This is a genomic window from uncultured Clostridium sp. (assembly GCF_900547735.1).
Taxonomy (GTDB): Bacteria; Bacillota; Clostridia; order Lachnospirales; family Lachnospiraceae; genus Otoolea.
Genome location: NZ_URHZ01000076.1, coordinates 1 through 25,473 on the forward strand (window position 1 = coordinate 1; position 25,473 = coordinate 25,473).

The window sequence follows — 25,473 nt, forward strand, 5'->3', positions numbered from 1 at the left end:
ACCCTCCCACTCCCCCGTCCGCCGTCTTACAGAGGCGTCCTCACATCTCAACTAAATCCTCACCCTTCCCTGTCTCCGTTTCAGCGTTTACCCCCGCTTCTGTTTTGTTACTCTTCTCAGCCGTTCTCCGATTCTCTTCCAGGGCCATTTCCTGGACCAGTTCTTTTACCCGGCTTTCGAGCTGGGACATCTTGATAGACATATGGAACATCTTGACTATCAGAAGGAAAATAACCGACAGGAAGATAAAATTGGCCGTTGTATAGGTCCCCGCCATCCTGGCCAGGATAGCAGGTATCTGCGGGAAGATGCTGAACAGAATCAGGATAAAGGAAAAACCGATCCAGAAAATAGAATCCTCTATCTGCAGTTTGGACTGGCGGATTCTTCTCATAATCAGCGCCGTGGTTGCCATGGAAACTATAATCAGAACAATTCGCAGCATAAATGTCATGATCCGTTAACCTCTCTTCCTGAAATTCTGAATCAGCAAAATCGATATCAGCATTTTAGCCATATATCTCGATGCGTTGACCGGCGTCAGGTAGCTGGCGCCCAGCAGGCGTTCATCCATGATAACCGGTACCTCCGCGATGCGCGCTCCCTGTTTTATCAGGTAGGATACCGTGTCGGGCTCCGGACCGTAATTGAGGCCCTTTGCAAATTCCTCTATCATTTTCCTGCTGAACATCCTCATTCCCGAGGTCGGATCTTTGATGTCTTCGCCCGTGGTCATCCGGATTGCAGTCTCGATCAGATTGCTTCCGAGCATTCTCATGGTAAACGGCTTTTTCTGTCCCACAAACCGGGAGCCAATCACAATGTCGTATCCCTCATCCATCTTTTCTTTCATCGCCGCAATATATTCCGGCCTGTGCTGCCCGTCCCCATCGAGCTGGACCGCATAACGATAGCCGTTTCTGGCCGCATATTTAAGCCCTGCCTGAAAACCTCCGGCGAGCCCAAGATTGACCGGCAGATCCAGGAAATTATAACCGTTCCGCCTGCATATGGCCGCCGTCTGATCCTTGGAGCCGTCATTGATGATGACGTAATCATACTGCGGGAAGTCCTCTATCAGCCGGTTTACCACGCGTTCTATGTTTTCTGCCTCATTATAAGCTGGTATCACAATTAGCAGTTCTGCCATTTTTTCCTCCGTCATTTGATATCAGGTCTGTAACTGTTACTCAGGTTTGTCAGATTTTATTGCTTCCAGTATGCCCGGTTCATCGTTAACTTCCTGATCAGCCACCCAGGAAGTTTTCTGTAAGCTTTTCCCAAACGGTATCCCATGTATTTAAACCCGCTCTGGATCACAAGCTCCGGAATCAGATACCACTTTCCATTTCGAAACAGCCACATGGCCGTCGTTTTGATAAGACGCATCCCTTCCCCCTCGGACGAAAGGCCCGAAAAAACTTCCGGGTGATCCGCCTGTGACACAGCCAGATCAAAGTTCCGGTGGAGCTGCTGGGAAACGCTGTAATTATGCGAATGAATCACTTCCGCATTGGCTGCATAGGCAATTTTATATCCCGCCTTTACGGCTCCGGCCGCATATATCATATCCTCGTTGAAGATGGTTTTCTGCGTAAATCCGCCCAGTTTCAGATAGATATCTCTCCTGTAGGCGGCGCAGACGTTGGAACAGAAATAAGTCTTGATTCCCAGCGCCGCAATATCTTCTTTCCCTTTTATCCGGCTCACCCCCGGGTAATTAAAATCCCTGGTGTACCGCTCGATCAACCGGCAGTCCTCGGCCGGGAGCTGTCTTGCGTATGAGGCGGCGATATCGTCCCGCGCAGTTAAAGCAGCCACAAGATTTTTCACCAGATCCCGGTTGTAGGGAACCGCATCCTGGGTCATACAGATGCAGATTTCCGCATCCGATGCAAGAATCCCCTTATGCCTGGTTCCGCCGTGATCAAATTCCTCCTGCGGAAGATGAATCAGGGTCATATCGGTTTTACTTTCATAAAACAAAGACTCAAAACGCTCCTCATTCCAATACTGGCGCTCCGTATTCATGATGATAATGCGGTTCACCCGGTAGGTCTGTTTCAACAGCCGCTTTAAAAGCTGCTCCAATTTATCGCCCGGCCTGAATGCAGGGATGATGACATCTACCCTCGGGCTGATCCCCGTATCCTGATGCCTGTTCACTTCCTGTGCCCCCGCACCCTGCTGCTTGTCTGTCTTCTCTTTCCCGCTCTCCCTAATATCAGCAGTACTCATTTCGTTCGTTTATCCTCCCGGCCCTGCGGCCCTGTCCTGTCGGTTCTTTTTCCGTTGCTGCTCTCAGCTCGCAAAATACTGCCTGTAAACCAAAATCTATTCATACTCATCATACGCTTTTACATAAAAGTGCATCAGGATTTTTACCATCCATGACGGCCACATTTTTTCAAACATCGCCATCTCATCCTTTGTGCGTCTGTTGTCTTCGATGCAGGCCTTTGTCGTCGCTCCCTCGTGGACGCGGTATGCAATCAGCGGTTTTTCCACGCAGATAAACCGGCCGCTCCGCCCCGCCAGCTCATAGAGATTATCCCAATCCAGGGCAAAGTCATACTTTGAGCCAAACATCTCCTCTCCGGTCATCTTTTTCTGGTAAGTGCAGGCCGGACAGCAGAGGGAGTTGCCGAAAATCACGCTGCTCCGTTTTACCGCCCTCACACCGGACAGAAACTTAAATCTCAAAGGCAGACGCAGGATTTTCTTCACCAGCCAGACCGTGTTGAAACACTCTGTCTTCGTTCCCTTCTCCGTGACCTTGAGCGTCATATAGTCACTGACAAAAACCGTCATATCGGGATATTTTTGATATGCATTTAAAAGCTCTTTCGTATAGTCGCTCCTGTATACGTCGTCCTGGTGGGCAATAGTCACCAGCTCTCCCTCCGCCCTGTGGTACGCAAACAGCCAGTCTTCCCTGATATTGCTCCCGCCGTCCCTCACATAAAGGGGAACCCCGTATTTCCCGGTGATTTTCTCGATATAGGAACTTGGCGTGGAGGTACAGCAGATCACATCGGTTTTCACCTGCTGCTCTTTCAGGGAGCGGATGCAGGCCTCAAGGTAGGGCGAATCTTTATAGGCGCAGACGGCAAATGTATGCAACGGACGGGCCTTATCAAAATGATTCTTTGCGTTCTCCATTTCCTCACTCCTTTTCGTTCCCTGAATTCCCGATTCGTTTACAGGCAGAATTTCTGCAGCACATTCATATAGTAGACCGCCAGCAGCATTCCTCCCGAGAGCGCCAGCACAAGACCGTAATAATCCTGGTTTTTTAAATGGACTGTAACCCATTTGGGATTCAGCACCAGCCATACCAGGAACAGGAACGGAATATAATAGCGCCCCTGAACTCCGTCGATATAAGTATTGCCCGGTGTCGTGAAAATCACATACATGGAGGTCCAGACCAGGACAACCGCGGCCGAAGACAGGATGAATATCCACAATTTCTGCTTCCAGTCCAGACGTTTTCCACAAGAGGACTGTCCCCCGGTGAGGATAACTGCCGCCGAACCTGCATAAATCAGCCATGGGAAGGAGACTTCTCCCTGATGTCCCAAAAGTCCCAGGGACTTTTCTCCTATTACATAGGACGGCAGGGTATGAAAGATATTCTGAATCAATATTTTTGCGTAGGCAACAGGATGTCCCAGCACATAGGACATCTGTCCCGCCTCGCTGGTGTTATCGCCCCTCACATCCCCCGTCTCACTTGGTGAAAAAATTACCGGAAGGGCAAAAGAAGCCATCAGCCCCAGGCACAGCAGAACCATGCCCCCCTTCATGATCAGTTTTTCCCTGCGGTTCCTGAAATGATCCGCGGGTATCAGCAGTCCGGTCAGTAGTAGCGGTGCATAGACCGCCTTAATTCTGCATCCCCAGAAGAAAGAAAACATAATCACCGCATATTCTTTCCAGGTAATCTTTTTGTCCGGCTCCAGAATCGCCGACAGAATATAAGCAAATGAGAGATACATAAATGCCGTAACGGTCGGATCATAGGAATAGACTCCTGCCAGCATCATCGGCTCCGGCATCAGGCCCAGGAAAACCATAATTCCCTTGCCAACCGGCGTTTTCTTTATGGCAAAATAGAGGGCGATGCAGTAAATGAAAAGATTTCCCAGTCTTCCAAGCTTATACACCAGAGAAAACGGAAGACGGAAAAGCTGACCCGCCTTTAAAAGCAGCGCCTCCCCTGCATACCCGGTAAAAATCGTTTTATTTAAATCCGCACTCCAGGTGATTCCGCCATTCCTGTAATCGCCTGTCTGGTCCAGATAATCGTCAAATTCTTTTTGCTCCTCGGCCGTTCCCGGCTGGTTATAGGGCCAGGTGTCGATCCCTGCAATAAATTCCTGGGTAATGGCCGGTGATACGGAAACCGGCGTCCTGTAGTTGGACATCCAGAAACTCTGGGAAAAATGGACTTCCTCATCCCAGCTCACCTTATTGGCCGGAAGGGACAGGGAAAGAAGCGTTCCCACACTGATGGAGATAATCAGAAAGCCAATCTCAATCCGTTTTCCAATATACTCCCTGTAAAAAATGAGCATTGCCCCGATACCAAAGAGACACCAGAAGAAACACAGCCTGTACCAGTTGGCCGACGGCGCCGTAACGGCCTCAAATCCCGTGATATGAAGCGGCATAGCCTTGAAATCAATATAGGATAGTCCAGGCTCATCGAGAGCGTCCCGGAAAACATAGATTTCCGCATACTCCGCCTTCTTGCCCACCGGAATCCAGGAATTTTTCACATTTTTGCTGTTCCTGTCTTCCACCGTCAGGATATCCCGCTCCCTCAGCTCACCATAATCATTGTAAACTCCCACTTTTACCGTGGTATTTAACAGGCCGTCATACTCGTAGGAATAACAGAATTTTCCCACAAACCGGCCGTCAAACGGTATCCGTATTTTTCCGTTTTCCCCGTCAAATATGAGTTTTCCGTCTTCCTCATGAAATCCTTCATAAGTAACACGGCTCATGTCGACGACGAAACTTCCCTGGCTCTTCCCTGCATTGGCCCGGATCAGCGGCAGGTTACAGAGAACTTCGAGAAAAATGCCTATGACAAACACAACCAGTGCGGTAAGCGCCAGTTTTTTCAGATTCTGTCTGTGGCTGTTTGTGTGTCGGCCATTGCTTTCCCTATGGTCAATCTTCTTTTTGTTCATCTTTAAACGCTCTGCCATCAAAGTTTCTACCTGCCTGATATTTCTTATTTTGTGAACAGTAACCTTATTTTCTCCCCATCTTATCTTACAATCTTCTCCACGCCTCTGTGTTCCAAAATCCGCTCGTAATCTTCAATGTAGTCCACCTCAGCCCAGAAATGGCCGCACACGTCTTCCACGTAAACGGGCTGCTCCTCCGTCATGCTGTATATTACATTCTCCCACCAGACGGAGTGCTCCTGGCGGTCTATCATCTCTTCCATCCTTCTCACGAATTCGGGCAGAAATTCTCCGGAAAAGCAGCCGATTCCGATATATTCACCTGTGATATCGTCGCCTTCCAGTTCTTTTCCGTACTTTTTCAAAATTCCGTTTTCATAATAGAACTTATAGTCCGCAGTTTCTTTCCGGCTTTCGTCGGCAAACATCACCGGGCTCTTCTTTTCCTCCAGAATCCGGTCCAGAAGACGTTCCTCCAGATAGACATCCCCGTTCATAATCAGCAGGTCGCCGCCCGTGAGGAAGTCTTTTGCAAACCATGCGGAAGCGATACTGTTGGTAACGTCATAAAAGGGATTATAGTAAAATGAAACATCCTGTCCTTTCAGTACATCCCGGATTACCTGTGCCTTATATCCCAGGACCAGCCCGATTTCCCGGATTCCCCTGGATTTAAGAAGTTCCACCGTATACCGGATCAGGCACTGTCCTTCCCCGATATCCACCGTACATTTCGGATTGCCCGAAAGGTAACGCGATATTCTGGTTCCTCTGCCCGCCGCTAAAATCAGTACTTTCACAAAAGCCCCCTGTCCTGCATATCTCTCAATGCATCCACCAGTTTTTGATTATCTTCTTTCGTAAGATGTCCGATATGGCCTACCCGGAAAACCTTCTCTGCCAATTCTCCTCCATTCGGGCATACAAAAATCCCATACTCGTCTTTCAGTATCTCGAATATCCGGTACGCCGATACGGGACTTCCGTCGGCATTCTTACCAGTCGGGGCGAGAGGCGTCTCCGCGGCCGACAGCGATTCCGAGACGATTTGAAACGGAAGCTCTTTTATCTTCTGTCTGAAATCCCTGGCCAGCTCTTTTATCCGATCCTGCTCTCCCACAAGACCCTTTTCTTCTATCGTCTTAAGACGGCGGTTCATCTGAATTAAGATACCGACCGCAGGAGTGAAGGGCGTCTGGCCGCGCTCTCCGTCTTTCAAATAGTCCTTCAGGTTGAAATAGAGCGACTCCACCCGTGATTCCTCCACGCGCTTCACGGTCCGCTCATTCATCACGATCGCGGCGATTCCCGGAGGCAGGGCAAGGGCCTTCTGGGAACCGGTCAGCACCAGATCCACGCCCCATTTCTCCATCAGGAATTCATCCGCGAGAAACGAGCTGATCGCATCCACCACCAGCCACAAACGGTTTTCCCGACAGAAACGGCTAATCAGTTCCATATCATAGTGGACTCCGGTGGATGTCTCATGGACGTTGACAAGAAATCCGGTATATCTCTGTGTGGAAGGAGCCTGCCCGGAGCTTTTACGGCCAGAATCGTCCTGGCGGGAGTCTTTCCGGACGGAATCTCCCTGCCCCGAATCTTCTCGCCCCGAATCTTCTCGCCCCGAATCTTCTCGCCCCGAATCTTCTTGCCCGGAATCTCCTGAGATTGCATATGGAGCCAGATGTTCTTTTGTAAGCTTTTTTCCCGCCTCCAGCCTGATTTCATCATATGGGATGCCGTGGATTTGGCAAATCCTGACGAACCGTGCGCCGAAACTGCCTCCGTTTACAACCAGGAGCCTGTCCTGCTTCGTAAAAAGATTGATCACGGCGGCTTCCATCGCCGCGGTGCCGGAACCCGTCAGGAACACGGTTCTGGCTCCCTCTCCGGCCTTCATAAACCGGTTCATCAGAGATTCATTTTCCTTCATCAGAGCAGAAAATTCAGGCGTTCGGAAATACGGAATCTCTTCTGCTCCGATTTTCCTGATTTCCTCATCCATTTGAACAGGACCTACCGTAAAATTAATCATTTCGCGCTCTTCCTCTCTTTTCTGAAAAACCAGAGTGCCGTCAGTCCGAAGCAGACCGTCAGCGTAAACATCAGTATCAGGTATGACATCGCTCCGCCCAGGATTCCCATCCATCTGACAAACGGTGCTGATATCGTGACCGCCATTACCGCCACCACTGCATAAATGACAAAGATATGCCTGCGTTTCTGCATAATGACGAGTGAATAATAAAACAGGTTAATATAGGCGTTAAATGCTCCGCCCAGAATAATTAAAAGCAGCGGCAGACGGCTGGCCGACAGCGCATAACCGAGCTTCGGGTAAAGCATGCTCAGTACCGGAATGCCGAGGAACCACGCTCCTCCCAGCGCCAGCACCGTAAGTCCTGCAATGATAGCGGCCAGACGGCCGACTACCCGTGCAAAATTTGCAAATTCACGGTTCTCCCAAACCAGGGAAAGCTTTGTAATATAAGGTCTGATAACAAATCCGGCTACCAGGTTAATCACGCTGGTGGGCATAAATATCGCTCCGAAAATAGCCTGATCTTTATTCAGCATGTTTCCCTCTATTGCATATTTGGAAGCGGAGAACACATAGAAATCAATAATTGCCGATAAGAACAGGACAAAATTTTCCTGAAACAGCAGGCTGCATCTGCCTTTCCGGCAGCTCCAGTCCACCTGCGGCAGCTCTCCGATGACGGAAATGTTGAATATCAGGACTCCCAGAATCTGGGCAATCACCGAAACCATACAGGAGAGCACCAGGTTATGGGTCATCACCAGGCAGCCGATAAAGCAGCCTGCCGAGAGAAGCGTCCGGAATGTGTTGGATTTGCCGGTCAGATACAGTCTTCCGTTTCTCTGGAACTCCGCTTCGTACACGTCGGCAAAACCGTCGATTACTTTATAGCAGACCATCAGAATGACGGTCATGGTTTTTACATAAGTATAGCTGTCCTGGTTGAAAAACACATAAACCAGGCCGAATGCCAGGGCGCCGCCGCAGGTCACAAACCGGAGGCGGAGGTACTCGCCGAATGTGTAGCGTCTTCCGATATCCGTGATGTGAAACGGCCTCATGCCGAAATAGGCAACCATAAACATGTGCTGTCCGAAGGCGGAGAACGCAAAGCTGAAGATTCCGCCCTCATCCTCGCCGACAATCTGTATGACAACGATCGACAGGACCATTGAGGCAAATGCATAGAGAAGGCTCCCCAGCATATTCCAGGCCATATTCCGTTTTTCCAGATTGTCGTCTCCTCCAATCAGGAGGGTTCTGAGTAAGTTCATGGCTGTTACCTGTCTTTCTGTATTTTTTACCGCTTCCGGGCATCGCGAAGCGTATTGCCGGGTACGGAGTGAACCGTAACGTTTTTCTCGTCTGAAAAGGCCAGACGGTGTGGATAATGGGTCTTTCTCTTCTCCACCGGGGGCAGCTTCATATAATCGCCGTACATGTTGGTAAGCATTTCTTCTATATTTCCGGGGAAGTTCATCATTCTGCCCTCAAATTCCATCGTCTTTAACGGATGGTATTTTCTCTTGTCCACCAGGTTCCAGTACGGGCTGGTGTCGGGCAGGAAGGCCATCCTGTTTGTCTTTCGTTTTTCATATTTTCTACAGACCGCCTCACAGCTTTTTCTCAGGCCCTCCGGCGATACGTGGAGCAGGTTCATGCCTTTGTTGACAAAACCGCAGACGGACCAGATGAGCGCGGCCTTCAAACCTTTCTGTGCCAGCGTCGGCCTCGGGATACACCGCAGGATCATCAGTTTGCTGACAAACCACGCCGCCCAGGACTGAACCTGATACATGACCGGATTGTCGGAAACATTGTCCAGCACATAGAGATCCAGAAAAATGCCAAAGGGGCAGTCCACATCCTTCATTACCTCTTCAATAAATACGGTCCCGCGCTTTACAAGACGCGTTGTCATCAGAGGGTACTCCGGACATGTCTTGGCGTTCAGTACCAGATATTTATCACCCATTTTTTTCTGTACGAGTTTCAGGAATTTTTCAAAGTCCCTTCTGGGCATGGCAATATCGATGTCATCATCCCAGGGGATAAAACCCTTGTGTCTGATGGCACCGATCCCGGTTCCGGCAATGCCGAAATATTCCAGATGGTATTCCTCACACAGTTTCAGGAAATCGTCGAGTATCGAGAGAATCTCCTGCTGCAGACGGGCGAGAACTTCCGGCTCATAGAATTTACCCTGTTCACTGCCTGCTGTTTTATTGCTGTTCATCGCCAAATTCCTCTTTCGCACGTTTCAGTGCCGATTCAATTACCTTATCCATGTCATAGTATTTATACTCTGCCAGACGGCCGCCGAAGATGACCTTCTCCTCACCGGCTGCCAGTTCGGCATATTTTCCGTAAAGTTCCTGGTTCTTTTCGTCGTTGACCGGATAATAGGGTTCCATGCCCATCTTCCAGTCCTCGGGATATTCCCGGGTGACGACGGTCTTTGGCTGGGTTCCGAACTCAAAGTGCTTGTGCTCGATGATTCTTGTAAACGGAGTTTCCCGATCCGTATAATTGACCACGGCCACTCCCTGGAAGTTGTCGGTGTCCAGAAGCTCCGACTCGAATCTCAGGCTCCTGTATTCCAGATTTCCGAAACGGTACCCGTAGTAGGCGTCAATCATACCCGTATATACGGTCTTTTCAGCAAGTCCGTCGTACTCTTCCCTGTTTTCCAGATAATCCACGCCGGTCCTGATTTCACAGCCGTCAAAAAGTTTCTCTATAATTGCATTATAACCATCTTTTGGGATTCCCTGATAAGGATCGTTAAAATAGTTATTATCATAGGTAAAACGCACCGGAAGACGGCGGATAATGAATGCCGGAAGCTCTTTGCAGTCGCGTCCCCACTGTTTTTCCGTGTAACCCTTTACAAGCTTTTTATAAATATCCGTACCAACCAGCTTGATCGCCTGCTCTTCCAGGTTCTCCGGCTCCCCGGGAACGGCTTTTTTCTGCTCCTCGATGATGGCCCTGGCTTCGTCCGGCCTGGAAATTCCCCACATTTTGCTGAACGTATTCATATTAAACGGCATATTGTACATCTCACCGTTATAATTAGCCACCGGGCTGTTGGTGTAGCGGTTAAACTCCGTAAACTGATTTACAAAGTCCCATACCTCCCTGTTCGATGTATGGAAAATGTGGGCTCCGTACTGATGGACGCGGATTCCCTCTACTTCACGGCAGTAAATATTGCCTCCAATATGATCTCTCTTCTCTATTACAAGACATTTCTTTCCGTTCTTTCCGGCCATCCAGGCAAATACCGCCGCATAAAGACCGCTTCCAACCAGTAGATAATCGTATTTTTTCATCAGCGCAGAAAACCTCCATTGTAATTACATGATTCCCTATTTTACTATACTTTATGGCAAAAGTAAACAAATCCGTCGCAGGATGGGGTGCGCGCGGTGTTTTGCATTGTATCTATTTTGTCGGAACGGCGCGGTATGTGTATCCTCGCGGAGCGTTTTTTGATTCATAGAACGTAATTTCCTATGAATTAAAAAAGGGGGTTCCCCGGGCAGTTCATTTCTGCCGGGAAACCCCGTCTGTATCTATTTTAATCCTATCTCCCTGTTTCATTCTCCACCAGTGCCGTAAACTGTTGTACCGCCTGTTGAATCGTCAGGCATGGCAGCCCCTGATTCTTAATACCGCTCTCCTCAATGCTGACCACATGGAAAACATAGTCGTTTACCGGTACGTAGTCCATTTCAATCAGAATATTGGCCTCCAAATCCTGAAGCAGTACGATTGTCGTCTGTGTGCTGTTGATATATTTGCGGACTTCCGATAAGTATTTTGAACTGTCCTTTTCCTCCCTGAAAGCTTCCGCAAGCATGCCCAGCTTTTCTTCCCTGTCTGCTGCCGTACATTTTGTGTAATTCCACATAGGCCTTTTATTTCTCCTTTCTCCTTTTCAATTATGCTCTGAGCTGCAAAGTCTGGCGGACACCGTCAGCTTACACTGCTCTCCCTTTAAGTATCCCCACCCGCGGAATACATCACGGCTGAACTGTTACCTTATTTTACGTTACTGTTCACTCCGTGCCCAGCAACATGCTTCGCGATGCACAGAAACGGCAAAAAGCGCCGTTGATTGTAATGAAAAGTCCGCATCGCGCACTTTTCGTTGCGTCGCGCCGTAACCCTCGAGTTTTCTGTGACTTTCGCTTTGCTCCACTCACAAAAAACACCTCGCGGAACACTGCCCGTGAACAGTAACTATTTTACTATACCAGACAGAAATAGTAAACAAATCCATTGTACCTGCTGGGAAAATCGAGTATACTCTAGGTGTGGTTTTAATAATATTACCATAACCGAACATCGATTGTATCGGGAAGAAAAGGGGAATTTTCAAATGGATATACTTGACGAACTGATGATGAAAATGATTCACTACAACTCCGGCGATCCCAAGCGGATTCAGCACTTTTTAAAAGTCCACAGCTTTGCACGGCTCATCGGACTTTCTGAAAACCTGGACGGTGACACCCAGCTTACTCTGGAAGCCGCTGCGATTGTCCACGATATCGGAATCAAACCGGCCGAAGAAAAATATGGGTACTGTAACGGCAAACTCCAGGAACAGGAAGGGCCGGAACCGGCTGAAAAGCTGCTTCGCTCCCTCGGTTTCAGAGCCTCGGTCATTGACCGTGTCAGCTATCTGGTCGGGCATCACCACACCTATTCGGATGTGGACGGGATGGATTATCAGATCCTTTTAGAGGCCGATTTTCTGGTAAATCTCTTTGAGGAAGGTCTGCAGCCGGAAGCTGCGGATGCGGCTTATCAGAATATTTTCAGGACTGGGACGGGTAAAAGGATTTGTGAGGAGATGTTTTTCTAAATACACCATATTAAACAGAAGTACAATGGGGAACAGAACCTATAAAGACATTCTGTTCCCCATTCTTTATTGATTGGTACGTTATTTCAAGGCATTGAGGAATGCATCAACCGTCTCACTTCCGATTTGTTCTCTTACCAGCTCTTCTACACCCGCTCCTTTTTCCGCCAGTATCTCCAGCTCAGAATCGGGAAGAACAATCTCTTCCATCCCCGCATCAATCAATTTCTGCCGATCCGTGGCCGCGCTTTCCGCCATAAGCTGTTCCGCGTATTCCTTCGCCTCTGCCGCCGCCTCGTCAAATACCGTCTGGTATTCTGCCGGCATACTTTCATACAGGTCCTTGCTGACAATGAAGAGATTCGGATAAAGAATGTGGTGGGTTTCAATCAGGTATTTCTGTACCTCGGGGAAACCTGCATTTAAAGCCGTATCATATGGGTTTTCCTGAGCATCCACCAACCCCTGCTGCAGGGACAGATACAGTTCGCCGAATGCTACCGGAGTCGGATTGGCTCCCACCGCTTTCCAGAATGCAATATGGTTGTTATTTTCCAAAGTACGGATTTTCAGACCTGCAAAATCCCCGGCTTTATTTACCGGCTTATTGGAAGTCACCTCGCGGAACGTGGCAACCTGGGCAAAGCTCATAAATTTATAACCTGAGCCGTCAAACGACTGTTTCAGGATATCCGTAAAATCGCTCTCATTGAGGGCCTTGTCGATCTGCTCCTGTGTGCACCCCAGGAAGGCATAAGGAATATCTAAGACCGCAAGCTCCGGCACAAAGGACACCGCGGGAGCCGGCTGGAAAATCATTCCTCCGATATCACCAGTCTGCAGGCTCTGAAGCATCTCCCCATACGTTCCGAGCTGAGAACCTGAATACACATCCACTGTAATGGAACCGCCGGATTTGGCCTCCACCAGCTCTTTAAACTTCAGGCAGTACAAATCGCCAATCGAATTTTCTGCTGCGCCGTGACCGAAAATATAGTTGAAATTCTCCGCGCCCAGCGCTTCCCCTGCCTCGAACGTATCGGTATTTCCCGAACTTTCACCAGCCTGTGCCGCCTCGCTCTGAGCCTTTGTCCCGGCAGGAGCCGATGAATTTCCACTTCCTCCGCAGGCTGTCATTAAGAGGGCAAATGTCATTAAACTGCAAGCTGCTATTTTTCTTTTCATGATTTTCTCCTTTTCTATTTCTATGGCATTTTTATTTTTTATCTTACATACTTCTATCTTTCATACTTCTACCTTACACATTACAGGAACATCAAACTCAATGCCGGAATATAAGCAACCAGCAGGATGGCTATAAAAAATACCGCGATAAACGGAATCGACTTTTTTCCCAGTGTCATAACCGGCGTGTCCACCATGGGTGACACAACAAAGAGATTCAGGCCAAAGGGCGGCGTCACCAGTCCGATTGCCAGGCACACTACTAAAACAACGCCGAAGTGAATCGGATTGATTCCGTAAGACAGCAGCGTCGGCATCAGAATCGGCGCCATGATTACAATTGCGGGTCCCGTATCCATCACCATTCCCAGCAGGAAAAACAGGACAATCAGCGCCAGCATCAGCAGAGCCGACGATGAAAAGCTGGATGTCAGGAACGCAGAGATATCCTGAGGCGCCCGAAGCAGGGTTAAAACGCGGCTGAACGCTGTGGCAATGGCCAGGATAAAACATAACGGGGCATATCCCCGTACCGCCGATATAATCAGGCTCCAGATGTTCTTAAGCTCAATCGTCCGGTAAATAAACAGGCTGACCAGAAGGGAATAGAACACGGAAACGCAGGCCGCCTCGGTAGGGGTCGTGATACCCGAATAGATACCGCCCAGAATAATCACCGGAGACAAAAGCGCCCAGAAACTGTCCTTCAGCAGGGCCGCCAATCCTTTCTTTCTCAATTCTTCATAATTGGCGCGGATCTTTTCCTTATCCTCCCCATTCTTTTTACAGTAAAAATAGGCATATCCCATCAGGCAGGCTCCCACAAGAATTCCCGGGATAATACCTGCAATAAACAGATTTCCCACCGAAGCTCCGGTTGCCAGTCCATAGAGGACAAAGGGAATCGACGGCGGAATGACCACGCCCAGACTTCCGGCAGTCGCAATCATACAGGCCGAAAAATTCTTATCATAGCCAAGGCTGCACAGGACCGGTATCGTCATGGCCCCTACGGCAGCCGCCGTGGCGGGACCGGAACCGGAAATGGCCCCGTAAAAGAGGCAGGTTGCTATTGCCGCACAGGGCATACCCGCAGTCTTCTTTCCTATAAAATAGGCAAATACATCGAACAGTTTTTTAGAAATACCGCCTCTTGCCATCAGAACACCGGCCAGAATAAATAACGGCACAGCTAAAATTGAAATCGTATCGGCTCCTCCGAAGATTGCACGGATCAGAGCCTCGATCGAAGTGGCTCCCTTTGCTCCCATCATCGTGGGGAAGATGGTTGATATCCCCAGGGAAGATACAATCGGTAAGCCCAGCAGTAAAAATACCGCAAAAACAAGAAATACCATCGCTGCCATAATGATTGTCCTCCTCTATTGTGCTTCGGCCGGGTCTGCCGGAACCGTGTTCTTTTTTCCAGTTGCATCAAAATAGATTTTCTGTACGCTCCGAAGGCTCGCCATCACAAAGCCGATCGGGATGATAGCATATACCAGGTACATGGGGATTTCCAGCGCCGGTGATGTCTGCCCGCTGATCTGCACTTTCTGCATCACCGAAACGGAGAAGTACGCCAGGCCGGCATAAAGTACGACATTAATTAAATCCAGAAGAATCTCAATGAGCTGGCGCAGCCGTTTCGGCAATAACTCAAGCAGCAAATCCACCCTCAAAACAGTTCCGTTCCTAATAGTGCATCCCAGACTTAAAAATACCGACCACACATAGAAATAACGCGCCACCTCTTCCGCCCAGGTCAATGAATTTCCCACAACCGCACGCATTAAAATCTGTATCAGCAGAATCACCGCCATTCCAATAAGCAGAGCGCCCAGAATCCATTCTTCCAAAGATTGATCCAGCTTTCTTATCAGTTTCACAGTAGTACCTCCTCTTTACTTATTTGTTACCAGTTTACCGGCTTGCTTCCTTTGCTGCCGGTTTCTGTAATTTGTCAATCCGTCAGTTCTAAATCCTTTAATATCTTTGTTACGCTTTCCAGATCCTCCTCCAGAAAAGTCCGAAACTGCGCGGAGTTCAGAAAACTTTTTTCCAAGCCATAGCTGTTGCAGAACGTCTGGTATGCCTGGGACTGGTATGCCTCCGTAAACAGGCGTTCCAGGGCATCCTTTGTTTCCTGAGGAACGTCCGTCGGGCAGACGATTCCCTGGAACGAGCCGGACACCACCGGGTATCCCAGTTCCTTGCAGGTAGGATAGCCGGGAAATGAACTAAGCCTCTCCTCTGCCATCACTGCCAGAATCCGCACCTGCCCGGTTTCGGCAAATGCATTCATAACCGATGTTTCGAGCGTAACCATATCCAGTTCTCCATTTACCAGCGCCTCTGCCGCGGAGGACGCGCCGTCATAGGATAAATGCTGAAGCGATATATTGGCCTGCCGTTCCAGTTTGGCCGCACAGATATGCCAGATACTTCCCTCACCCACGTTGCCGGTTCTTAAACTGCCCGGATGCGCCGCCGCATAGGAGATAAGTTCTTCCAGGCTTGTATAGGGGGCATCGGCCGCCACCGCTACACAGGCAGGGAGTGTATTCATTCTGATAATGGGATAAAAGTCTTCCTGTGAAAAATCCACCTCTCCCTGAGGAGGGAGCGTATTCAATTCCGCAGTAATAATTCCCAGTGTAGATCCGTCCGGTTCCGCATTCATCTGTTCCTCAAATCCTGCGGCTCCGCCTCCGCCCGTCCGGTTAAACACCGTAACCGTCTGGCCGGTTTTCTCTCCCACCACCTGGCCAATCGTCCTGGCATTCGCATCTGCGCTGCCGCCCTCTGCCCATGGACAGATAATCTCTATCGGTTTGCTGAAAATCAGGGAAAAGTCCTCTCCCTGCTCTTCCGTCTCAGCCTGCGGCGCTTCTTTATTTGACGAATTCCTATCAGCGCAGCCGGATAAAACAGGAACCGCCGTACATAGCGCCAGCGTTAATCCTAAAAATACGTTTTTTATTTTCAACTCATATCCCCCTTTTCTTCAGGAACTTTGATTCTTTGGAAGTCCCTGCACGTTCTCATTTTCCACCTATTAATTTTTGTTTTTCTTTCCGTTTTTATCTTTCCGCCTTGCTGATGACACCAGTTTATCCGCGCATCTGCCTGGTTTCAAGTGAAAATACTATACCGTTTTTACGTATTCTGCTTAATTATTGGACCATCGTAATAATTGTTTATTGATCTTAAAAATTGTATCATCTGCTCATGTTTTAACGTATTCCCGGCTTATGTTTTGGCATAGCAAACGGATGCTGCAAAAATACGGTTCTGCGTAACGGAATGCAGATTTTATATCCTCTTCCTGCATTTCATTGCGGTTTCCTGTATTTCTGCAGCACCCTCTGCTGTCTTCCCATCTATGAGATATCATTTATTTTCGTAACTATTCAGTACCTTCATAATTGCCGCTTCACGATGCACAAAATCAGCAGAAAATGATGTTTCGCGCCGGCTAAACTCGGGATTTTCATGCAAAAACGCATGAAAACGCCTCGCGGAATAGTACCTTCTGAACAGTTACTTATTTTCTTACTTTTTCTGCCGCCTGCAGAAATGTATCTACTTTCTCATTTCCAAGCTCACTCCTTAAAAGCTTAAGCACCACGGCCGTGCCCGCCTCCATGCTCTCCTGCAATTCCCCGGATGGTTCCAGCATGGTAATTTCATAGTCGTTATCCAGAGTTTCCGCCTGCCGGAATTCCTCCTCCGGCATCTGCCGGATCAGAGCCTCTTTTAAACCTCCGGTAAACTGTTTAAGCTCTTCTTTTTGCTCTGAGGTCAGACTCCCGTATTTCTCCCGGTTAACGGCAATCGCACTCACCATGGGCATGTGACGGGTAAATGTAATGCAGTTCTGCACCTCATACAGATGATCGGTAAGCATCACATCCAGCAGGTTTTCCTGTGCATCCGCCATCCCTTCATGGAGGCAAAAATACAACTCCGCAAAACGGTAGGGAATGGCCGTTGCTCCCAGACTGTCCCAATAGGCCTCGTGATATTTATTTTCCTGTGTCCTGATACGTACACCCTGCAAATCCGCCGTTGTAACCACCGGCTCCCGGCTGCTCAGATTGCGGTAAGCATATGCAAATATATCGAGCAGCACCAGATCCGCTTTCTCATAATACTCTTCCATCACATGACGGTAGTCACTTTCAAAAAGCGCATTCCACTCGTCCAGAGAACCGAAAAATCCGGGAATATCAAACATAGCAGCCTCCGGAACCGCATTAAGCTGCATCGAAGGGGAGGACTGCACAATATCAATGGAACCTGTCTGTACCCCTGAAATGAGATGAAGGTCATCCCCGAGACGGCTCCTGTCATACAGCTTGATTTTCATTGTCTCACCGGTCCGCTGCTCCAGACTTTCCAGTTCCTTCTCCATCACCTGCCCCTTGAAAGAAACGCTCCAGTCCCCATTCGTTGCCATGGACAGATAAATCTTTGTCTGTTCCTCTGCATTGCTTTCCGTTACACGAACCGTTCCCGCTTCAGCCGCGCTTTCCACTGTTTTTTCTGCACAGCCCGACATCACGATTGAAACTGCCAGGAGCGGGATTATGAATCCCCGGAGAGGGGTAGTTGAAATTTTATTCCGCGGAAGAGTACCAAAAGAAAACCGCCTGGAAATCTCTTCTCTTATCATGAGCCTTTCCTCCTTATTTTGATACCTTGCCAAATCCGTTTCCGGTTAATCGGCGCTGCATACGGATGAGACATGATAGCATGAGACATGATATCAACCGGAACGCGGGAATTCTCGGAACTGCTTAGGCGTCATCCCCGTGTTCTTTTTAAATACCCTTGTAAAACTCTGTGCGGAATTAAAACCGCACTTATATCCTATTTCAGAGATATTCAGGTTGGTTTCATCGAGAAACCGTTTCGCCTGGCGGATTCGGTAATCGTTCAGATACGCATTCAGGCCGATTCCCATTCCTTCGGCAAAGACACCGCTCAAATAAGAAGGGGAGATTCCCACCGCCTCGCTGATTTCATTTAAGGTCAGTTTCCCATCTGCATAATGAGAGGCAATATATTCTTTGGCCTCCTCCACATACCGGTTATGGCTCTTACGGCTGCTCTCCCAAATTAGCGGAAGCGACTTTTGGTAGAATGCCTGCATGAAAGCGCGCGGTTCGCCGTTTTCCGAAAGATGCTGGTTTTCCTCAGGACTGCCCGATATTCCGGCCTGCTTCATTTCTTCCTGCGTAACCCGGCAGGAAATCAATTTTTCGACCATATCGTCGATCAGATTCTGAAGATACCTCTGCCACTCCACTTCTCTTCCCAATATCTCATCCAAAATGGCATTAAACTCATCGCCCGCCTCGGCCAGGCAGCCGCTTTCCGCCAGTGAATACCCGTGACGGGCCCGTTCCGCATAGTAGCGGTTCTCAAAAACCGCTGACGGCATCTTCTCTTCCTCCGAGGCATCCGCCATGTACTGCAGATACTGGATGTCCCCCACCGCCTCATGGTAAGAAAACTGAATTGAAGGAAGATCTCCATATACCTTTCCTTTGCCGATTTTCAGCCGGTAGGGCAGAGGCGCCACTCCCTCGCAGATCTCTTCCGACAGGCGGCGGACGGCTTCACGAATCTGAAAAACTGAATTTTCCCTGTCAAAACAAAGCACCGCCGCCACCCGGTTCAGCTCCATCGGAAGAACCGCCATGGAAAATTCCGTGCATTCTTTTTGTGACAACAGCCGCAGCAGGCTCCTCTGGTACAGCTCCTGCTCTACCATCGTCAAGTCTTCTTTCTCTTCATAAGAAAATTCCGCCGCCAGGACAATGTAATAGCCCTGGGCAAAATCTTCCCTTCCGATTCCTTCAAGTGTCTGGGCAACCGACTGGAGGCTCCAGTTTTTTCCCGATAATATATTTCTCAGAAGCTGTTCCAGAATATCGTCGGAGATATTTTCCATCAGCTCCCGATGCTGTTCGTTTTTATCCAGTGAGTCCAGGAACGCCAGCTCCAGAAAATCCACCTCATCCGGATATCTGCGCTCCTTGTCCCTGTCCTTCTCCGTCCGCTCCTCCCGTTTCTTGGGGTTCGTAGCAATATGTATCAGCCGGTTGATCGGGCTGTAAACACTTTTCGTAATATACAGTGAAAAGAGCTGGCTGACCAGCACATAGAACGCCAGCCCCGGCAGCAGCAAGCTCATCAACGCAGCAAAAGAAACCGAACTTTCACTTGGATTCACGCGTACCAGATATTTCCATCCCAGCAGTTCCGAAGTATACATATAGTAGCTGCCCTCTCCGCCGCCTCCCGCGGCAGTCAGAAACAGTTCCGGCCGGGAGAAATCCTCGGGCTGAGGACCTGCCGCCATATAATCAAAAAGCAGGTTATTCTCCCCGTCATAGACATAAATGGTGGTGTCAAATTTCTCATTCTCCGCCTGAATAATATCGTAAAGCTCCGCACGGTTAATCTCATAAAACATGGCTCCGACAAAATTAGGCAGACAAAAATCCGTCGCTAGAAAGATGCGCCGGTTGTATAGCAGGACTCTCCATTCACTGGTCACTTCCGGATCACGGTTTTCTTCCCGTGTCTCAAGATACCGGTAAATCAGCTCACGGTCGCCCAGATATTTTAAATCCATATAAGTTCCGTTATATACATAAACTTCGTCGGAATACGGGAGGTACAGATAGGACTTTCGCACCAGTTCATTCTCCTCCACCTGATCCTGGAGAACCTTTATCGCCCGGAATGTTATATCTGCATTGTGCTGGTTGGGCGTAATCATAAGATCGATAAAATCATCGGACCACATGCTGCGGGTCATCCCCTGGGCAAGCAAATCAAAGACCAGTTCCACATCGGAACTGATCCGCTGGAGCTGGTGAAGGTTCAGGTCGTCTATGTTTTTCTTTTGGTTTTTAACCACCAGTTGATTGATGAAGATGCCAAAAATAAGTACTGTGATTAATGACAGTACTGTTAGGAGGCCTAGTATTTTGAAAAATATGATGCGTTTGGTGAGGAAAGATTTTATTTTGTTCTTTTGTTCCATATTCCGTCCATATTCTCTTGTGTCAGGGTATTTGAAGATACTACCAGATATATGTTTTATCATACCATATTTATTGGTTTGGTACAATGAATCAATCTAACTGCGAATGAAATCTGCAGTTGGTCTGCCATACTCTGTTTTTTATATCTTTTATTCTACTTTTTATGCTACGATACTAAAAGACGGCATGCTATGCCCGTTCAGCATATCCTACCGCCTTCTAATTATCTATGTCACAGTCTTGTCTTTCAATTCACTCTTTTTTTCATCCCTCTTTAAAACATCATTCCCGTTTTTATGGTTGGAAGATATTCTTCCAGTGCCATGGACATTGTATAGTCGAGATAACCCTAACGGCCCATTTAGAGATTGTCAACAATCCAGAGTAATTAAATACATTTATCAGTGATACATTCATCTGCCCGCCCAGCTTTCATTCCTGTTCTTCCTCAAACATCGGCTCAATTAACTCTGTAATAAATTCTACTCTGTCCTTCACCTCCGGTTCGAAGAGAGATGCAACCGCCACAACCATTTTATTCTTTTCATTGATATAAAGCGCATTTCCCCCATCTCCCAGTGCGGCATAAATATGATCCCGATTATCAATAATCCACCACAAATATCCATATGACAGTTCATTCCACCGGCTCTGTTCCCTGGTGCTCTCCTCGATCCATCCGGCAGGAATAATCTGTTTCCCGTCCTTTATCCCGCCGTCCAGGTACAAACGGCCTATTTTTCCCAGATCCGTGAGCGTCAGTGTAAGCCCCCAGCTAGCCGTATTAAGGCCCTGCGGATCGACCACCCACCCGCGTGTATGAGTATCTCTCATGCCGAATGCAATATGCTCTTCTTTGGTAGCCAGCACCACATTTTCCTTAATCTCAATTCCCAGCGGCGTAAACAAATGTTCCGATGCAAAATCCAATATCGGCTGCCCCGTTGCCTTTGCCAGGATGCCGGATAGAATATGCGTACCGACAATCGGGGAATACATAAATTCTCCCGTCGGCTTCTCACCTCCCAATAAACCGAGGGCGAATTCCAACCAGTTCTCACTTGAAAAAAACTCTTCATACGGTTCCATTGCCGTTTTATACGGTGCGGTCATGGTCAGCAGATGTTTAATTGTCACATCATAGATTGTCTTCTCTCCCGGGTTAACCTTGTAATCCGGGAAAAAATCCATTACTCTCTGGTCCGTGCTTTTGATATAGCCCTTATCAACGGCAATACCTACCAGAGCGGAAAAAATACTTTTTGTCACCGAAAACACATGGAACGCATTGTCCGCGGTGTAACCGTTAAAATATTTCTCATATAAATTTACTCCATTTTTTTGTACCATAATACCGGCGATGTTATTGTAATCGCTGTTAATAATATTTTCTAACTCTTTAATTTTCTCCCGATTCATCAAATCAATTTCCTCCTTTAAATTATAAAGGATATCCTTGAAATAAGGATAATTCCATTAAAAATGATTTGCAAGCACAATTTTAAAAATTATTATACAATTTTATAATCTGTTTCCTTCCGCATACAGCGTGATAACTTCAGGATTCCGCAATAAAAAAGTAAAACACCGCAGAATCTAATATGGTAAAATAATGTAAAATGATTCGTGCCCATCAAATTTTGCTTAATAAAGGCAATCCTGATGAATTTGTTATCAATCAGACACCGGCTTCAGAAAGGAGCAATTATGATAAACACCCGTGATATTTCCCGGTATAAACCGTTCTCATTCCCGCCTCCATCCATGATTCCGGCCGCTATTCTGCTGGCTGCCGGAATCATGTTGACGGCCTGCGGCAGAGGTTCTTCTTCCGGTCCCGCCCCCTCCTCCATGGAGATCAGCGAAGTGACGCTCACAAGTGAAGAACAGGAACTCGTCTCCCTGCTGGACACACATTCCAACAGTTGGATCTATGAATACAAAACAGGCAGTGAAATGAAGGAGCTGCTCTTTCACATCGAAGAATTCAAAGACGGAACTCTTACCAGCATAGCCGGTGCAGGCGGCCCGGCCCTGCAGGAGGGCAAATTTTCTATTCTCATGGATCCGGATGAGATTACCGTCTCCTGGGACGGAGGCAGGTACTCCTGTCTGGTAGATACCACCTCCGGCTACAAATCGAGTGTCACAAGCCACCTTGGAGCTCTTTCTTCTTTTGAGTATAATGAGCCGGTATCTATCGCCATGGTGGCAAGCACCCAGTCCGACTCCATTGCAAGCGCCGGAGTCACGGATTACTACAATCTGCCCGAGCTGCAGGAACGCGGATATGACCGTGTCCTGTTTATCACCGTATCCTTTACCGATACGGATAGCAACGGTACAGATTCTGCCGGAATAAAAGACGGGCGGACAGACAGCGCCGATACAAAAGACGAATTCAGCAGCCGTCTTCTCATGGCCGGCGGAAAACTTTATTACGGAACTTCCGAGATCGGTCCCATGGGCGATGCAGGCAGTGTGGACGGCCATATCACAGCCTCCCTGAAACCGGAAGAAACTCCCGATACCGAAGGGCAGTCTAATTTTGACTGTATCGGGAATCCATATACACTGGATTTTGGCGACGGCATGATCATGGTCTTATCAGACGATAAAGAGTGGCACATCTTCCGTGCAGAGGAGACACACGGGGTTTCGGGTACCTTCTGTGCCTTTATAAAACGGCTGGACGGAGACAGGCTTTATGTGGATATAGCGGAATGGATAACGCCGGAAGATATGGAGAGGGTACGGGAACTAAGTCTGTCGGAACAGGATATGCCGGACGGATACTATATTTACAATCCAAGCCGGTCGCAGACCATTCTGACCCTGACCGGCAAGACCCTATACCGTTTCATCGACTGGGGTCGTGACTTTGTTTCTTCCGACGACATGAAAGAACTTTTAATCGAGACTACGGACAAAGAAAAATTCGTCCGTTATCTGGGCACATATGAAGATTCCACACCTGGTATGCCCTTTTTCATTGATGTGGAAAATGGAATTGTAAGCATGATAGAAGAAAAACCTATCGCATAAAACAACGAAAAGCACGCTTCACGAGCTTTTCATTGCCACTCAATTATAACAGGCGGCACACTGCCATAACGCAGTATGCTGCCTGTCTCAGTGACATCTCTTTTATTAATCTCTCTTTTTTAGCATGCGGCCGCCCGGCTGCTATTTCGCAAACCGCCGAATTGCCACTGTTTCCGGCAAATGCCCTTTTACCTAGTAAAACAGCCTGTTCACCGCACTGAAGATACCTCGGATGGAAGCTCTCGTAATGTTGGAGCTGATGCCGACACCGTATGTCGTCTCTCCTGTCTCCACGTTCATCAGATGGATATAGGAGGCCGCCTGGGCGCCGGAACCGGAGCGGAGTGCGTGCTCATCGTAATCCAGTACGCGTATCTGGATTCCCAGGGCATCCTCAAGTCCTCTCTGGATTGCATCGATAGGACCGTTTCCTACGCCGTCAACAATGCGTTCTTCGCCGTGATCCGTAAAGGTGAGATGGGCAACCGTAGCAAATCCGCCGCCCTCGTACTCCTTGTCCGTAATCTGGCATTTTCTGAAATGCATCGGTTCTTTGCGGTTCAGGTAATTGTTGCTGAACTCGTCCATAATCTGCTCCGGAGCCACCTCGCCCTGTTTCTCGGCAATGCCCTGGATGATATCGGCAAATTCCTTGTGCATTCCCTTTGGAAGGCGGAAACCGTAAAAGCTGTCCATGACAAAGGCAACGCCGCCCTTGCCGGATTGGCTGTTGATACGCACGACAGGCTCGTATTCGCGGCCGATATCGCTCGGATCAATAGGAAGATAAGGAACTTCCCAGATTCCGTCCGTTCTTCTTCCAAGTGCCTGCATTCCCTTGTTGATGGCATCCTGGTGGGAACCGGAAAATGCTGTAAATACCAGCTTACCCGCATAGGGATGTCTCGGATCGACCGGCATCTTTGTGCAGCGCTCACAGATTTCCGTGATTTCTTTGATGTTTTCAATCTCCAGCTTTGGATCGATTCCATGGGAGAACATATTGTATGCAATATTCAGGATGTCTACATTACCGGTTCTCTCGCCGTTTCCGAGAAGAGTTCCCTCGATTCGTTCCGCTCCGGCCAGAAGCGCCAGCTCTGAGGCCGCAATGCCGGTTCCCCTGTCGTTGTGCGGATGAACGCTCAGAATAATACTGTCGCGGTTTTTGAAATGCTTATTCATCCATTCAATCTGATCTGCGTAAACATTCGGTGTTGTCATCTCAACCGTGGCAGGCAGATTGATAATCATCTTGTGCTCCGGCGTCGGTCCCCATTCCTCCTGTACCGCCGTACAGATATCAAGGGCAAAATCCAGCTCCGTACCGGTAAAACTCTCCGGCGAATACTCCAGAATCACCTCACCGTCAAAGGCCTGCATATATTTCTTGACCAGTCTTGTCCCTTCAATGGCAATCTCACGGATCTCGTCGCGGTCCTTATGAAATACCACTTCTCTTTGAAGAGTGGATGTAGAATTGTAAATATGTACAATCGCTTTTTTAATTCCACGGATCGATTCAAAGGTACGCCTGATCAGGTGCTCGCGGCACTGGGTCAGAACCTGTACCACCACGTCGTCCGGGATCAGCCTTCTCTCCACAAGCTGCCTTAAAAAGTCAAACTCTATCTGGGATGCCGCCGGAAATCCAATCTCAATCTCCTTAAATCCCATTCTGACAAGAAGGTTGAACAGTTCAATCTTCTCTTCCACTACCATCGGTTCAATCAGGGCCTGATTTCCATCGCGCAGATCCACACTGCACCAAACGGGCGCCTTCTCGATTTCTTTATTGGGCCATTCCCTCTCAGGGAAATCAATTACCGGAACTCTTTTATATTTTTTATAATTTAACATGCTATCTTCCTCCCGAATTCACAAAGGATTTTTCTCAGCTTTTCTCGCTCAGTCCAATACTGTAATGCCGCCATTATACCATTTTGCCATCCGGATATCAAGCGAAAACCCTGTTCCTGCCTACGCTTGTTACAGTCCGCGTTACTGTTCACTCCGTGCCCAGTAACACGCTGCGCGATGCACAGAAACGGCAAA

At 48.4% G+C, this 25,473-nt stretch carries 21 protein-coding genes; 2 read left to right on the forward strand and 19 right to left on the reverse strand.

What is annotated here, in order from left to right; translation table 11 throughout:
• Nucleotides 1–40: 40 nt before the first annotated feature.
• The 11 genes from QZT18_RS19180 to QZT18_RS19230 all read right to left on the reverse strand — a co-directional run bounded on the left by QZT18_RS19180 (nt 41) and on the right by QZT18_RS19230 (nt 11,164).
• Nucleotides 41–454, reverse strand: a complete 414-nt coding sequence (locus QZT18_RS19180; protein WP_294150467.1) for a DUF2304 domain-containing protein — start codon at nt 452–454, stop codon at nt 41–43.
• A gap of 6 nt (nt 455–460) precedes the next feature.
• Nucleotides 461–1,150 (reverse strand): glycosyltransferase family 2 protein, encoded by a 690-nt coding sequence (locus tag QZT18_RS19185; RefSeq protein WP_125142061.1) that lies wholly within the window; start codon nt 1,148–1,150, stop codon nt 461–463.
• A gap of 56 nt (nt 1,151–1,206) precedes the next feature.
• Nucleotides 1,207–2,238, reverse strand: coding sequence for a glycosyltransferase family 2 protein (locus QZT18_RS19190; protein WP_294150468.1), 1,032 nt, complete (start codon nt 2,236–2,238; stop codon nt 1,207–1,209).
• 96 nt (nt 2,239–2,334) lie between these two features.
• A complete protein-coding gene (locus QZT18_RS19195; protein WP_294150469.1) occupies nt 2,335–3,162 on the reverse strand; it encodes a glycosyltransferase family A protein in 828 nt (275 codons plus the stop codon).
• A 38-nt stretch (nt 3,163–3,200) separates the two neighbouring features.
• A complete protein-coding gene (locus tag QZT18_RS19200) occupies nt 3,201–5,222 on the reverse strand; it encodes a DUF2142 domain-containing protein (RefSeq protein ID WP_294150470.1) in 2,022 nt (673 codons plus the stop codon).
• A 62-nt stretch (nt 5,223–5,284) separates the two neighbouring features.
• On the reverse strand, nt 5,285–6,004 hold the full coding sequence (locus QZT18_RS19205; protein ID WP_294150471.1) for a phosphocholine cytidylyltransferase family protein: 720 nt from the start codon (nt 6,002–6,004) through the stop codon (nt 5,285–5,287).
• Complete coding sequence (locus tag QZT18_RS19210) at nt 6,001–7,242, reverse strand: alanine--glyoxylate aminotransferase family protein (RefSeq protein WP_294150472.1); 1,242 nt, start codon at nt 7,240–7,242, stop codon at nt 6,001–6,003. The genes QZT18_RS19205 and QZT18_RS19210 overlap by 4 nt, the downstream gene beginning before the upstream one ends.
• Nucleotides 7,239–8,522, reverse strand: coding sequence for a lipopolysaccharide biosynthesis protein (locus QZT18_RS19215; RefSeq protein WP_294150473.1), 1,284 nt, complete (start codon nt 8,520–8,522; stop codon nt 7,239–7,241). Before QZT18_RS19215 ends, QZT18_RS19210 begins: the two co-directional genes overlap by 4 nt.
• 26 nt (nt 8,523–8,548) lie before the next feature.
• On the reverse strand, nt 8,549–9,484 hold the full coding sequence (locus QZT18_RS19220; RefSeq protein WP_294150474.1) for a phosphorylcholine transferase LicD: 936 nt from the start codon (nt 9,482–9,484) through the stop codon (nt 8,549–8,551).
• Nucleotides 9,471–10,583, reverse strand: a complete 1,113-nt coding sequence (gene glf / locus QZT18_RS19225; protein WP_294150476.1) for a UDP-galactopyranose mutase — start codon at nt 10,581–10,583, stop codon at nt 9,471–9,473. Before glf ends, QZT18_RS19220 begins: the two co-directional genes overlap by 14 nt.
• 254 nt (nt 10,584–10,837) lie before the next feature.
• A complete protein-coding gene (locus QZT18_RS19230) occupies nt 10,838–11,164 on the reverse strand; it encodes a hypothetical protein (protein ID WP_294150478.1) in 327 nt (108 codons plus the stop codon).
• Between the two features lie 471 nt (nt 11,165–11,635).
• Here QZT18_RS19230 and QZT18_RS19235 point away from each other — a divergent pair, with 471 nt between their 5' ends.
• Nucleotides 11,636–12,124 (forward strand): HD domain-containing protein, encoded by a 489-nt coding sequence (locus tag QZT18_RS19235; RefSeq protein ID WP_294150480.1) that lies wholly within the window; start codon nt 11,636–11,638, stop codon nt 12,122–12,124.
• A gap of 81 nt (nt 12,125–12,205) precedes the next feature.
• Here the strand turns inward: QZT18_RS19235 and QZT18_RS19240 are convergent, their stop codons facing one another.
• From QZT18_RS19240 to QZT18_RS19270, 7 genes are all read right to left on the reverse strand, one after another.
• Nucleotides 12,206–13,309 (reverse strand): TRAP transporter substrate-binding protein, encoded by a 1,104-nt coding sequence (locus QZT18_RS19240; protein ID WP_294150482.1) that lies wholly within the window; start codon nt 13,307–13,309, stop codon nt 12,206–12,208.
• 80 nt (nt 13,310–13,389) lie between these two features.
• The gene (locus QZT18_RS19245; protein WP_366925930.1) at nt 13,390–14,676 is read right to left on the reverse strand and encodes a TRAP transporter large permease; all 1,287 of its coding nucleotides are present in this window, start codon (nt 14,674–14,676) and stop codon (nt 13,390–13,392) included.
• Between the two features lie 15 nt (nt 14,677–14,691).
• A complete protein-coding gene (locus QZT18_RS19250; RefSeq protein WP_294150485.1) occupies nt 14,692–15,198 on the reverse strand; it encodes a TRAP transporter small permease in 507 nt (168 codons plus the stop codon).
• A gap of 74 nt (nt 15,199–15,272) precedes the next feature.
• The gene (locus tag QZT18_RS19255) at nt 15,273–16,298 is read right to left on the reverse strand and encodes a tripartite tricarboxylate transporter substrate binding protein (protein WP_294150488.1); all 1,026 of its coding nucleotides are present in this window, start codon (nt 16,296–16,298) and stop codon (nt 15,273–15,275) included.
• A gap of 558 nt (nt 16,299–16,856) precedes the next feature.
• Nucleotides 16,857–17,987: a TRAP transporter substrate-binding protein gene (locus QZT18_RS19260; RefSeq protein ID WP_294150490.1), complete on the reverse strand. Its 1,131-nt coding sequence runs from the start codon at nt 17,985–17,987 to the stop codon at nt 16,857–16,859.
• 93 nt (nt 17,988–18,080) lie between these two features.
• The gene (locus QZT18_RS19265) at nt 18,081–20,246 is read right to left on the reverse strand and encodes a helix-turn-helix transcriptional regulator (protein ID WP_294150491.1); all 2,166 of its coding nucleotides are present in this window, start codon (nt 20,244–20,246) and stop codon (nt 18,081–18,083) included.
• A gap of 559 nt (nt 20,247–20,805) precedes the next feature.
• Nucleotides 20,806–21,792, reverse strand: a complete 987-nt coding sequence (locus tag QZT18_RS19270; protein WP_294150493.1) for a serine hydrolase — start codon at nt 21,790–21,792, stop codon at nt 20,806–20,808.
• A gap of 288 nt (nt 21,793–22,080) precedes the next feature.
• Here QZT18_RS19270 and QZT18_RS19275 point away from each other — a divergent pair, with 288 nt between their 5' ends.
• Nucleotides 22,081–23,418, forward strand: a complete 1,338-nt coding sequence (locus QZT18_RS19275) for a hypothetical protein (RefSeq protein WP_294150495.1) — start codon at nt 22,081–22,083, stop codon at nt 23,416–23,418.
• A 192-nt stretch (nt 23,419–23,610) separates the two neighbouring features.
• Here the strand turns inward: QZT18_RS19275 and leuA are convergent, their stop codons facing one another.
• A complete protein-coding gene (gene leuA, locus QZT18_RS19280; RefSeq protein ID WP_294150497.1) occupies nt 23,611–25,278 on the reverse strand; it encodes a 2-isopropylmalate synthase in 1,668 nt (555 codons plus the stop codon).
• Nucleotides 25,279–25,473: the final 195 nt, after the last annotated feature.